This is a genomic window from Caballeronia sp. RCC_10, assembly GCF_041360715.1.
In the GTDB taxonomy this organism is placed as follows: Bacteria; Pseudomonadota; Gammaproteobacteria; order Burkholderiales; family Burkholderiaceae; genus Caballeronia; species Caballeronia grimmiae.
On sequence record NZ_JBFUPT010000003.1, the window covers coordinates 99,167 to 111,826 of the forward strand.

The window sequence follows — 12,660 nt, forward strand, 5'->3', positions numbered from 1 at the left end:
CGAGTGTCCTTTCCGGACCTTCAACCTAGCGACGGCGACGCTCACGACCCCGGAACTGAACGCCCGTTTGCGCACGCTTCCGATGAACGACACCCAAGCCTCCCCTTTCGCCTGCGCACGCTACATCAAGGAAATCGGCCGCGGGCCGAACGGCGCACGCGCGCTTTCCCGCGACGACACCTACTCGCTCTACGAAGCCATGCTCGATGGCCGCGTCTCCGATCTCGAACTCGGCGCGGTGCTGCTTGCTTATCGCGTGAAGGGCGAGACCGCCGCCGAGCTTGCCGCGATGCTCGCGGCGGCGCACCGGTCGTTCGAGCCGCTGCATGTGCAGGAGGGCCGCGATCACGCACGCCCGGTATCGATTCCGAGCTACAACGGCGCGCGCAAGCAACCGAATCTGACGCCGCTGCTCGCGCTCCTGCTTGCCCGCGAAGGCGTGCCGGTGCTGGTGCACGGCGTCGTCGACGATCCCGGCCGCGTGACGAGCGCCGCGATCTTCGCCGAGTTGGGCATTCCGCACGCGGCATCGCCGGATGAAATCGAGGATAGTCTCGCATCCCGCCGGCTCGCTTTCGCGCCGGTCAGCTCGCTCGCGCCGAAGCTGGCGCGCCTGCTCGCACTCAGGCGCATCATGGGCGTGCGCAACTCGACGCACACGCTCGTCAAGATTCTCCAGCCGTTCGCGGAGCCGGGCTTGCGCCTCGTGAACTACACGCATCCGGAGTACCGCGACAGCCTGACCGACCTTTTCACCGATCATCCCGATGCCGCGCAGGGCGGCGCACTGCTTGCGCGCGGCACCGAGGGCGAAGCGGTGGCGGATACACGCCGGCAAGTGCAAGTCGACTGGTTCCACGACGGCCGCGTCGAGACGCTGCTGTCTCCCGAGCGTTCTCAAGCGGATGCGCCCGCCGTCGAACTGCCGGAATCGCTCGATGCCGCGACCACCGCGCGCTGGATCGAGGACGTGATGCGCGGCGACGTGGCCGTGCCGCCGGCGGTCTTGCGTCAGGTGGAAGTCATCGCGGATATCGTGCGCAGGCCGGTTTAGGCTTCCGCAAAAAGATCAGCAGCCGTTTGACACATTCTTCTACGCTGGTTTAAAGTGAGCCAATGAGCTTCACCCAGCCCTCCTCCCTCCGAATTATTTCGGGCCGCCTAGCGCGGCCCCTATCGCTACGTCTAGCGTAAGTCGCCAGACGTAGCGCCGTGCGTCGCCAGGCGCGCGGTCCTCCCAGCAGTTCCCGCAGTTTCTTTCCTTACCACCTGTAGTCGTCAGCTTTTCGTTCGCACATCCCGCGAAACGAGAACGCGAGGGTCAAATGCACGCTGCTTCGCGCACGTTCACGTTGGTCGCAGGCGTCACCATCGCCGGTGCGCAATGGGACCGTGTGCGCGGCTTCGCAACATGTGCATCGCGCCGCAGCCGGCCAGCCGCCGGCCACGGTTCCTCTCGCAGGCGCTACGCAGACTGTTCCAAGAGAGATCGACGACCATGATGCCGAACCCCGCCGAGAAATACCGCCCGTTCCCGCAAGTCCGTCTGAATGGCCGCCGCTGGCCAAATCGCACGATCGAGAAAGCGCCCATCTGGATGAGCACCGATCTGCGCGACGGCAACCAGTCGCTGATCGAGCCGATGAGCATCGCCGCGAAGCTCGAATTCTTCGACATGCTGGTGGCAACGGGTTTCAAGGAAATCGAGGTGGGATTTCCGTCGGCGTCGCAAACGGACTTCGATTTCGTGCGCAAGCTGATCGACGAAAAGCGCATTCCCGACGACGTGACCATCGAAGTGCTCGTGCAATCGCGCCGCGAACTGATCGAGCGCACGTTCGAGGCGGTCGAAGGCGCGAGCAAGGTCATCGTGCATCTCTATAACGCGATCGCGCCGTCGTTCCGGCGCATCGTGTTCAATCAGTCGAGGGATGAAGTGAAGGCGCTGGCCGTCGAAGGCACGCGCATCATCAAGGAATGCGCGGCGGCGCGGCCCGGCACGGACTGGACCTATCAGTATTCGCCCGAGACTTTCAGCATGACGGAGCTGTCCTTCGCACGCGAAGTCTGCGACGCGGTCGCGCAAATGTGGCGTCCGACGCGCGATCACAAGATGATCGTGAATCTGCCGGCGACGGTCGAATCCGCGACGCCCAACGTCTTCGCCGACCAGGTCGAGTGGATGGACCGCAACATGGGCTATCGCGACTGCATCGTCTTGTCGGTGCATCCGCATAACGATCGCGGCACGGCGGTCGCCGCAGCGGAACTGGCGATACTCGCGGGCGCGGACCGCGTCGAAGGCTGTCTGTTCGGCAACGGCGAGCGCACGGGCAACGTCGACCTCGTCACGCTCGCGCTGAATCTCTATACGCAGGGCATCGATCCGGGCCTCGATTTCTCGGACATCGACGCCGTGCGGCGCGTCGTGGAACGATGCAATCAGTTGCCGGTGCATCCGCGCCATCCTTATGCCGGCGATCTCGTCTTCACCGCGTTCTCGGGCTCGCATCAGGACGCAATCCGCAAGGGCTTCGCGCAGCGCGTGCCGGGCAGCGTATGGGAAGTGCCGTATCTGCCGATCGATCCGGCCGATCTCGGCCGCAGCTACGACGCGATGATTCGCGTCAATAGCCAGTCCGGCAAAGGCGGCGCGACCTATCTGCTTGAACGCGGCCTGGGCTTTACGCCGCCGCGCCGCGTGCAGATCGAGTTCAGCCATGCGGTGCAGGCCGTCGCGGACGAATCGGGCGAGGAAATCAGCGGCGACGCGATCTGCGCCCTTTTCAAGCGCGAATACTTCGATGCGGGCGGCGCGGTATCGCGGATCGATGCGGCGACGGCGTCAGTGTGCGGCGAGCGCATCGCGATGCCGCCCGTGTCCGGCGCGGCGAGCGAGGAGCATTACGCGCAGGCGGTTGCCTCGGCACTGGGCGTCGAGGCGAGCGTGAACTGGTTCGAATCGACGAAGACAACGAGCGGCGATACGGCCGTGTTCGTCGGCTGCCGCGTCGCGGATGAGCCGATGCGCTTCGGCGTCGCGGTGCATGCGAACCCGGCGCTCGCCGTTGTCGATGCCGTCATCAGCGCGGTGAACCGGTCGCGGCGGATCGTGAAGGATGCGCGGCGGGACGAGCCGGTGGAGGCATGACCGGCGCGGCGCGCACGGCTATTCGAGCGCCACGCGCGTCGCCTGAAGCGCGAGCATCAGCCATTGACCGTCGGTCTGAACGTGAATCGCGGTGTAAGCGACGGGAAAAAGCAGCGCGCCGTTCTTCGATTCCATCTCGATCAGCGCCCGGCCCGACACGAGGCAACTGTCGCGGCCCGCTGCGACCACGTCCTGCGACTGAATTTCGATCTGGCGGTAGCGGCGGCGGCCCGCGGTGATTGCGTCGATGAACTGACGCTTGGTCTCGCGCTTGCCGTTCGTGTGCACGTAGCTGGCGTTCTCGGCGAGCAGCGCCTCCAGCGTCGCGCCGTCGCCTTCGACCATCGCGCGAAAGCGGTCGCGCTCCAGGCCGCGGATGACCTCGAAGGTTTTTGCGGGCATCGGTCGATTCCCCTCGCCAAGGAACCGATGCGCCGGCGCCTCGTCAGAAGTTGTATTGCAGATAAAGCTGGCTGAAATTTATACCAGGATTCGGCTCTTTGATACCGGCGTTCGACACATGCTGGAAGCGGAAACCGGCCTGATAGTTCTGCTTCGCACCGAAGATCGCGCCGACGCCGACCATATCGGCGAACTGGAACGCAGACGATACCGTGAAATATGGCGTGATGCGCGTGTGCGAAAGCAGCCTCACGCCGACGCCCGCTTCGATGAATGGACGGATATAGCCGGAGCTTTTCACGAATCGCAGAACGGGCGTCACGCCGAATTCCCAGATGTTCGGATTGACCGCGTAGTCCAGGGTCGAATGCCAGTATCCGACGTGGCCCTCGCCGAGCAGCGTGAAGTGAAAGCCGCCGATCTCCCACCAGGTCAGGCCCGGATCCCAGACCACGCCGAGGTCCGCCTTCCGGATATCGCGGTCGGACACCCCGCCCGTGATCTGCAGGCCGAACCGGTCGGCATGCGCCGCCGCCGAAACGAGACCGAGCGAAAGCGCGAGCGCGCCGTGACAAAACACACTGCGCCAGAGATCTTTGCTTTTCTGCATGAGCGCCCCATATAAGGGTTGAGTTTCATGTCCGCATGACGGGATCGGCAGATTGTATGTGGATTGTCAAAAATTTGCACAAAGCCACGTTGGCGATTCATTTATTTGAACAAAGCCTTTCACAGGCGAATAAATGCGGTAATTAATTAGCCGCTCACGATCGGATCGGTAATTTCTACTTTCCCGCCGGCCCTGCGCCACTATCGAACTCACAAAGTTGATAGCTTTGTGGGAACTCTCACATTGTTCCCCCCTCTAACACTTAGCACTCGTTGGAACGGAGTGCTAATATCGTGGCTGATTTGGCGCCGCCGTCCTGGCTGCGGGCAAATCATTTGAAAAGGAGCTTATGAGCGTGACCAATGCGATGACCCTTCCGAATGTAGTGGGCTCGGCGCCTGCCAAGGCATCTTCGGCAGGCGCGCTGACGTACGCACAGTCGTCGATGCTGACCGGCCAGATCGGCAACATCGATTCATACATACAAGCAGTGAACCGCATTCCGATGCTTTCGCAAGCGGAGGAACGTCAGTACGCAACCGAATTTCGCGAGCACGGCAATCTCGACGCGGCGCGGCAGCTCGTGCTTTCGCACCTGCGTCTCGTGGTGTCCATCGCCCGGAACTATCTGGGCTACGGCTTGCCGCATGCTGATTTGATTCAGGAAGGCAATATCGGTCTGATGAAGGCCGTGAAGCGCTTCGACCCAGAGCAAAACGTGCGCCTCGTGTCGTATGCCATGCACTGGATCAAGGCCGAGATCCACGAATACATCCTGCGCAACTGGCGCATGGTGAAAGTCGCGACGACCAAGGCGCAGCGCAAGCTGTTCTTCAACCTGCGCAGTCACAAGACCGGGCACGCGGCGTTCACGCCGGGCGAGATCGAAGGTCTCGCGAGCGAGCTGAACGTGAAGCGCGAGGAAGTCGCGGAGATGGAAACGCGTCTGTCGGGCGGCGATATCGCGCTCGAAGGCCAGGTCGATGACGGCGAGGAAGCGTTCGCGCCGATCGCCTATCTGGCGGACTCGCATAACGAACCGACGAACGTCATCGCCGCGCGCCAGTTCGACAAGCTGCAAAGCGATGGTCTGTCGACCGCGCTGGAGTCGCTGGACGACCGTAGCCGCCGCATCATCAAGGCGCGCTGGCTGGACGTGCAGGACGACGGATCGGGCGGCAAGACGCTGCACGAACTGGCCGACGAATTCGGCGTGTCGGCGGAGCGCATTCGCCAGATCGAAGCCAGCGCGATGAAGAAAATGCGCTCGGCGCTGCACGATTACGCGTAACGCCGCGTAGAGGCTGTAGCGGAAGATCGAAGCCCGCTGTCGAAAGACAGCGGGCTTTTTTTTGCACGCCCGCTTTGCAGTGCCGCTGATCAAAAAAAAGCGCCCCCGAAGGAGCGCCGTTTTTCGAAACGACCGCTTGCCGAATCAGGCCGGCATCGGTGCAGCGCCGCCGCCGTTACCCGACAGACGCGTGCTCAACTGTGCGGCATATCGCTGCGCCGCCGCGCCGACGACGATGTGGAACGTATCCGTCGACACCCACGCGACATCCAGTTGCGACAGACGCTGACGATCCACCGACGACGGATCGCGCACGACGACACGCAGGCGCGTCTGCGCGACGGCATCGAGCGAAACGACGTTCGTCGCACCGCCGAACACCGCGATCCAGCGCAGCGGGTCCGGATCGAGCGGACCGGCGGTCTGGTCAGCCACGCTTGCAGCGGCGACAGGCTGCGCCGGGGCCGACGAGGCCGGCGTCGCACCGCGCGTCGAGGAATGCTCGAGTTCGCCGCGAATTTCGTCCGCGATCAGATCCGCTTCCGGTCCGATGATGACCTGCACGTTGGTCTTGCCGCGCTTCAGCACGCCGCGCGCGCCGATGGTCTTCAACTGCGGCTCGGACACGGCTTCCGCATCCACCACCGACAGACGCAGCCGCGTCGTGCAGGCATCGACGAGCGTCAGGTTCGACGCGCCGCCCAGTGCCGCGATGTACTTGCCTGCGCGCGTGCTGGCCGCAGCCGGCACGGTTTCACCCGGAACGAAGCCGCCGACCGGGGTGGCATCGGTTTGGGCGTCGGTCGTGGCGGGTTCGCGGCCCGGCGTCGCCATGTTGAACTTGCGGATGAAGAAGCGGAACAGCCCGTAATACACGATGCCGTACACGAGGCCGAGCGGAATCGCCATCCAGCCGCGCTGCGACAGACCGTAGTTCAGCACGTAGTCGATCGCGCCCGCCGAGAACGTGAAGCCGAGGTGAATGCCGAGCGCCGAGCAGATTGCGAGCGACAGACCGGTCAGCACCGCGTGGATGCCGTAGAGCACCGGCGCGAGGAACATGAAGCTGTATTCGATCGGCTCGGTCACGCCCGTGAGGAACGCGGTGAGCGCCATCGAGAACAGCAGGCCGCCGACGACCGCGCGGCGCTCCTTCGGCGCTTCGTGAAACATCGCGAGACACGCGGCGGGCAGGCCGAACATCATGATCGGGAAGAAGCCGGTCATGAAGCCGCCCGCGCTCTTGTCGCCGGCAAAGAAGCGATGCAGGTCACCGTGCACCACCGCGCCGCCATCGGCAGGCGTGTACGAACCGAACACGAACCACGCGAGCGAATTGATGATGTGATGCAGCCCCGTCGCAAGCAGAATGCGGTTCAGCACGCCGAATACGAAGGTGCCGAGCGCGCCGGCCGTCGTGAGCCAGTTACCGGCCGTATCGATGCCGAGCTGCACCGGCTTCCAGACGAAACCTAAGAGAATGCCGAGAAAGAGGCACGCCACCCCCGTGGCGATCGGCACAAAACGCTTGCCGCCGAAGAACGCCAGATACTCGGGGAGCTTAATGTCCTTGAAGCGGTTGTACATATACCCTGCGACCATCCCCGCGATGATCCCCGACAACACGCCCATGTTGAGCTTGGCGTCGATGTCCTTCATTACGGCCGTTTCGATCAGATAACCGATCGCGCCGGCGAGACCCGCCGTGCCGTTGTTGTCCTTCGCAAAGCCGACTGCGACGCCGATGGCGAACAGAAGCGGCAGATTCGAAAAGATGGCGTCGCCGGCGTCGGCGATCATCTTGATGTTGAAGACGTCGGGCTGGCCAAGACGCAGCAGCAGGCCGGCCACCGGTAATACGGCAATCGGCAGCATCAGCGCGCGGCCTAGGCGCTGCATCTTTGCAAACGGGTTAGCGTCCATCGGGTTCTCCAAAAATATAGGTCTTGTCGGTGCTGCTCGGGGTTGTACGACGGTCAGTGCCGGTTAGTCCTGCGGCCAGATTTCGCGGCTGGCCGCTCTTACTGCCTGAGCCGATTCGAGCGCGAGCACGTCTTCCGCGCGCTGACGGCAAAGTTGGTAATCGAGATTGCGCACGCGCGCCTTGATGCCGGGCACGGCGGACGGATCGACGGACAATTCCGTCACGCCGAGGCCGACGAGCAGCGGCACCGCGAGCGGATCGCCGCCGAGCGCGCCGCACACGCCGACCCACTTGCCATGCTTCTCCGCGCCCTGCACCGCCGCCTTGATGAGCCGCAGCACGGCCGGATGCAGGCCGTCGGACTGCGCGGCGAGATCGGGCTGGCAGCGGTCCATCGCGAGCGTGTACTGCGTGAGATCGTTGGTGCCGATCGAGAAGAAATCGGCGTACTTCGCGAGTTGATCGGCGAGCATCGCCGCCGACGGCACTTCGATCATCACGCCCACTTCGATCGCATCCGTGCGGCCCGCTTCGCGCGCCAGTTCGTCGATGCGCGCGCGCAGCCGCTGCAATTCGCCGGCGTCCGTGACCATCGGCAGAAGAATGCGGACCGCGCCCGCCGGCTTGACGGCGAGCAGACCGCGCAACTGGTCGTCGAGCAGATCGGGGCGCACCTGCGCGAGACGGATGCCGCGCAAGCCCAGCGCCGGATTTTCTTCGGGCGGCAGCGTCAGATAGTCCACTTCCTTGTCCGCGCCGACATCGAGCGTGCGGATGATGGCTGAGCGCCCGGCGAGCGCATCGACGATGTCCTGATAGCTCGACGCGTGCTCGGCGACCGTCGGCGCAGCCTGGCGGTGGATAAACAGCAATTCCGTGCGCAGCAGCCCGACCGCGTCCGCGCCGTTCTCGACGGCGGCCTTCGCGTCGTCGAGCGTGGCGATATTCGCGGCGATTTCGATGTGACGCCCATCCCGCGTCGATGCCGCCTCCTGCGACATCTTGCGATTCGCCTCGCGCACGCTGGCGAGCCGTTCGCGCTCGTGGCGCGCGCGTTCGACATCGAGCGCGGTTGGCGCATGTTCGAAGCGTCCCGCCGATGCGTCCACGACCACTTGCGTGTCTTCGGGGATCGCGTGAAGCGCATCGCCAATCGCGACGAGCGCCGGAATGCCCATCTGACGCGCGATGATCGCCGCGTGCGACGTCGCACCGCCGCGCGACATCACGAGCGCGGTGACACGCGTCCGGTCGATCGACGACAGGTCGGACGGCGTGAATTCGGTGGCCGCGAGCACGGCTTCGTCGGGCAGCGCGCGCGCCGCCGTGTTCGTGAGGCCGAGTGCGCGCAGCACGCGCTTTTCGATATCGCGGAGGTCGGCGGCGCGTTCGGCGAGCAGCGCGTCGTTGACGTTGTTCAGCAACGCGATTTGCGCGCGGATCGACTCCCGCCACGCGAAGCCTGCGCTCTTGCCGAGACTGATCAGATCGCGGGCGGCGTCGACGAGCGTCGGGTCTTCCAGCAGCACGCGATGCACCGCGAAAATGCCCGCTTCACCGACCGCGCCGCGTTGCGAGGCGGTCCGCACGGTGTCCTCGAGCTCCGTGTCCACTTGTGCAATCGCGCGGTCGAGCGCCCGGCTTTCGGCCGCCGAGGATCCGCTCGCTTTTTCCTCCGGCACGATCTCCTGATCGTCCCAGCGCACGAGTTTTCCGACCGCGATGCCAGGCGCGGCGCACACGCCGGCCAGCATGTTCGGCGGCAGCGGTTGGGCGGAGAAACGAGCCGCAACCGGCGCGGGCGATTTCTCGCGCGCCGGCGTCTCTTCGACTTCGCCTTGCGCGGCGCGTAACAACTCGGTCGCGACGGCATCGACCGCTTCCTGCGCCTGCGCGCCCATACCGACGAGCTCGATGGTCGTGCCTTCGCCTGCGCCCAGACCGAGCAGGCCGACGACGCTTTCCACCGACGCCTTGCGGCCCTGGTAACGCACTTCGACCTTGGCGTCGAAGCCGCGCGCCGCTTCCCGCGCCCGCGCCGCCGGACGCGCGTGCAAACCGCCCGCGTGCGCCAGCGTGACGCTGCGCCGCGCTTCATTGACGACGTTCGACGACGACAGCGCCGCCTGCGCCGCCGCGCCTTCCTTCGCGCGGAGCACCAGCATGCGCTCGCCCGCCTTCACCACGCCGCGGCCGGCGCGCTGGATGACATCGAACGCATCGCCGTTGGCGATAGCGATGACAGAAACAAGGCTCGGTGCGTGCTGCGCGACGAAATCGGCGTCGAATTCGATCAGCGGCTGACCCGCGCGCACCGACGCGCCCTGCTCGACCTTCGGCGTGAAGCCCTTGCCGCCCAGTTCGACCGTATCGATGCCGATATGCACGAGGATTTCCGCGCCCTGCGCGGTGCGCAGCGTGACCGCGTGATGGGTGCGCGCGAGATGGGTGACCGTGCCATCGCAAGGCGAAACGAGCACGTGATCGAGCGGGTCGATGCCGATGCCGTCGCCAAACATGCCCTCGGCGAATACGGGGTCGGGCACGTCGGCGAGCGGGACGACGGGGCCGGTGAACGGAGCGAGCAGAACGACGTCGCTCGGGTTATCGGCGGTGGAGGAATCCAGCAAAGACTGCTCGGCACGGCGCATCGTCTTTCTCACTCAATGGGTTTCGGTGACTTTGTTCAGGTGGCGCGGCGCGTCGGGATTGCGCCCGCGTGCGGCGGCCAGACCGGCGGCCATCACATAGAACGAAAGGATTGCGGCGATCGGATCGAGCGCCGGGTGATCGGTTGCGACGAGCGGCAGTTCCGCCTCGGCCACGTCGCTCGGCGCGGCGAGCAGCACGCGGGCGCCGCGTGCGCGCATGTCGGCGGCAAGCTGGATCAGGCCAGCCTGCTCCGGTCCGCGCGGCGCGAAAACGAGCAACGGATAATCGCGATCGATGATTTCCATCGGGCCATGACGGACTTCGGCGCTCGAGAACGCTTCGGCCTGAATGCCCGAGGTCTCCTTCAGCTTCAACGCCGCTTCCTGCGCGATGGCAAGGCCAAGCCCGCGCCCGATCACGATCATGCGATCGACGTTCTTCAGTTCGTCGACGGCGCGCGTCCAGTCGAGCTTGCCTGCCGCACGCAGCGCGTCCGGCAGCGACTTCAGCGCGTTGAGCAATTCGGCATCGCGCTGAACGTGCGCGATTACGATTGCCGAGAGCGAGAGCATCGCGATATAGCTTTTGGTCGCCGCGACGGACAACTCCGGTCCGGCGAGCAGCGGCAAGTACCATTCGCACGCGGTTTCGAGCGGCGAGGCCGGCACGTTGACGGCCGCAACGGTGAACGCGCCCGCATCGCGCAGCGCCTGCATGGTGCCGACGAGGTCGGGGCTCTTGCCCGATTGCGAGAAGGCGACGGCAAGCTGACCGGACACGCGCAGCGGCGCTTGCTGGAGCGTGGCGACGGACATCGGCAGCGAGGCGACGGGCACACCGATGCGGCTCATCGTCAGGCTTGCGAAATAACTCGCGGCGTGGTCCGAACTGCCGCGAGCGACGGTCAACGCAACATGACGCGGCTGCTCCGCGAGTTTCACGGCCAGCGCTTCGATGCGCGAGGTATCGGCGAGCTGAGCCGCGACGACATCCGCGGACTCCAGCGCCTCATTGAGCATATTCGACAAGCGATTCTCCTTCGACATACGTGGCGGTCAGCGCAAAGTCCCGGTCGAGCACGACGAGATCGGCCCATGCGCCACGCGCGATGCGGCCACGATCTTCGAGCCCGAGATAATCGGCGGGAAAGCGCGACAAGCGGTTGGAAACGTCCGCGAGCGGAATGCCCAGCGAGACGAGATTACGGAGCGCCTGATCCATCGTCAGGGTGCTGCCTGCGAGCGTGCCGTCCGCGAGGCGCACGCCGCCCATGCATTTGGTCACGTGCTGGCTGCCGAGGCGATATTCGCCGTCCGGCATGCCGGCCGCCGACGTGCTGTCGGTGACGACGTAAAGACGCGGGATCGCGCGCATCGCGGCGCGGATCGCACCGGGATGGACGTGCAGCAGGTCGGGAATCAGTTCGGCATACTCCGCATGCGCGAGCGCCGCGCCGACCATGCCGGGATCGCGATGATGCAGCGGGGACATGGCGTTGAACAGATGCGTGAAGCCGCGCGCGCCGTGTTTGAGCGCGTTGACGGCGTCGTCGTAGGTGCCGAGCGAATGACCGAGTTGCACGCGCACGCCGCGCGCAGCCATCTCGGCGATGACTTCCATATGCCCCGAAATCTCCGGAGCAATGGTCACGACACGGATCGGCGCGAGGTCGAGGAATTTGAGCACTTCGTCGCGCACCGCGACGGCGGCGGCGTCCGGCTGCGCGCCCAGCTTGCCGGGATTGATGTACGGTCCTTCCAGATGCACGCCCAGCACGCGCGCACCGTTCGCGGCGCGGTATTTGGCGCGTTCGCCCAGACCGGCGACGACGTCCATCAGTTCGTCGCGCGGCGCGGTCATCGTCGTGGCCAGCAGGCTCGTCGTGCCGTGCTTCGCGTGCTCGCGGGCGACGGTATCAGCTGCGTCGCCGCCTTCCATAATGTCGCGGCCACCGCCGCCATGCACGTGAAGATCGATGAAGCCGGGCAGTATGAACGGCGCGTCATTGATCGACGGATCGGCGATATGGCCTTCGAGCGCCGTGACACGACCATTTTCGAAACGCACGGAACCGTGGATCCATCCGTCGTTCGTCAGTATGTTTCCTTTCAGCATGAAGTTCTCTGGAAGTGCGCAATGCGTGATGAGGTTCCGGGCCGTTCGCGCCATGCTGCGAGCAGGCTGACTCGCGCGTACTTCAATAAGCGCGAGCATGCGGACGGCGTCATTGGGTCCTCTTGTTGTCTTCGTTACTCTCTTCGGAATCCGTGCGAATCGCGCGATGCAAGGTCTGACCGGCCCGGCGAGGCCGCTGCGACGCACGTTCATTGCCGTCGAGCAGCGGTCAGTGAAAAGGCAGCGCCGTGCGCCTTTTTGCTGCTTGCGTGACGCTTGGATTCAGGGCGTTGCGTGGAATGCGAATGGGAACCGCCGGCGTTTGTGCATCACATTGAACGGTTTCCGCCGCGAACGGTGACAGCCCATATCGCTCAAAGTGGAGCCCATTATATAACCAACATAATACCAGTCAATCTTTGCCAAATAGCCGCACGCACCGCTGGAATCCTGCTCATAATCAATAAGTTACAGATTGATCCGCGTGTGCTTTCGGAGAATAATTGCCATGAGGA

9 protein-coding genes are annotated in these 12,660 nt (G+C 64.7%); 3 read left to right on the top strand and 6 right to left on the bottom strand.

Annotated elements, in window-relative coordinates:
- Positions 1 to 82 precede the first annotated feature (82 nt).
- Positions 83 to 1,054, top strand: a complete 972-nt coding sequence (gene ybiB / locus AB6804_RS08035) for a DNA-binding protein YbiB (protein WP_370886018.1) — start codon at positions 83 to 85, stop codon at positions 1,052 to 1,054.
- Between the two features lie 444 nt (positions 1,055 to 1,498).
- Positions 1,499 to 3,151, top strand: coding sequence for a 2-isopropylmalate synthase (leuA, locus tag AB6804_RS08040; protein ID WP_370886019.1), 1,653 nt, complete (start codon positions 1,499 to 1,501; stop codon positions 3,149 to 3,151).
- Positions 3,152 to 3,169: 18 nt separating this feature from the next.
- Here leuA and AB6804_RS08045 read toward each other — a convergent pair whose 3' ends face one another.
- Positions 3,170 to 3,553, bottom strand: a complete 384-nt coding sequence (locus tag AB6804_RS08045) for a nuclear transport factor 2 family protein (RefSeq protein WP_244793581.1) — start codon at positions 3,551 to 3,553, stop codon at positions 3,170 to 3,172.
- Between the two features lie 43 nt (positions 3,554 to 3,596).
- A complete protein-coding gene (locus tag AB6804_RS08050) occupies positions 3,597 to 4,163 on the bottom strand; it encodes an acyloxyacyl hydrolase (protein WP_370886020.1) in 567 nt (188 codons plus the stop codon).
- Between the two features lie 355 nt (positions 4,164 to 4,518).
- Between AB6804_RS08050 and rpoH the strand changes: the two genes are divergently transcribed.
- A complete protein-coding gene (rpoH, locus tag AB6804_RS08055; RefSeq protein WP_035961936.1) occupies positions 4,519 to 5,454 on the top strand; it encodes an RNA polymerase sigma factor RpoH in 936 nt (311 codons plus the stop codon).
- Between the two features lie 144 nt (positions 5,455 to 5,598).
- Here the strand turns inward: rpoH and nagE are convergent, their stop codons facing one another.
- From nagE to nagA, 4 genes are all read right to left on the bottom strand, one after another.
- Complete coding sequence (nagE, locus tag AB6804_RS08060) at positions 5,599 to 7,377, bottom strand: N-acetylglucosamine-specific PTS transporter subunit IIBC (protein WP_370886021.1); 1,779 nt, start codon at positions 7,375 to 7,377, stop codon at positions 5,599 to 5,601.
- A 63-nt stretch (positions 7,378 to 7,440) separates the two neighbouring features.
- Positions 7,441 to 10,029, bottom strand: a complete 2,589-nt coding sequence (ptsP, locus tag AB6804_RS08065) for a phosphoenolpyruvate--protein phosphotransferase (protein ID WP_370886265.1) — start codon at positions 10,027 to 10,029, stop codon at positions 7,441 to 7,443.
- 12 nt (positions 10,030 to 10,041) lie between these two features.
- A complete protein-coding gene (locus AB6804_RS08070; protein WP_370886266.1) occupies positions 10,042 to 11,049 on the bottom strand; it encodes an SIS domain-containing protein in 1,008 nt (335 codons plus the stop codon).
- Positions 11,039 to 12,145 (bottom strand): N-acetylglucosamine-6-phosphate deacetylase, encoded by a 1,107-nt coding sequence (nagA, locus tag AB6804_RS08075; protein ID WP_370886022.1) that lies wholly within the window; start codon positions 12,143 to 12,145, stop codon positions 11,039 to 11,041. Before nagA ends, AB6804_RS08070 begins: the two co-directional genes overlap by 11 nt.
- Between the last annotated feature and the right edge of the window lie 515 nt (positions 12,146 to 12,660).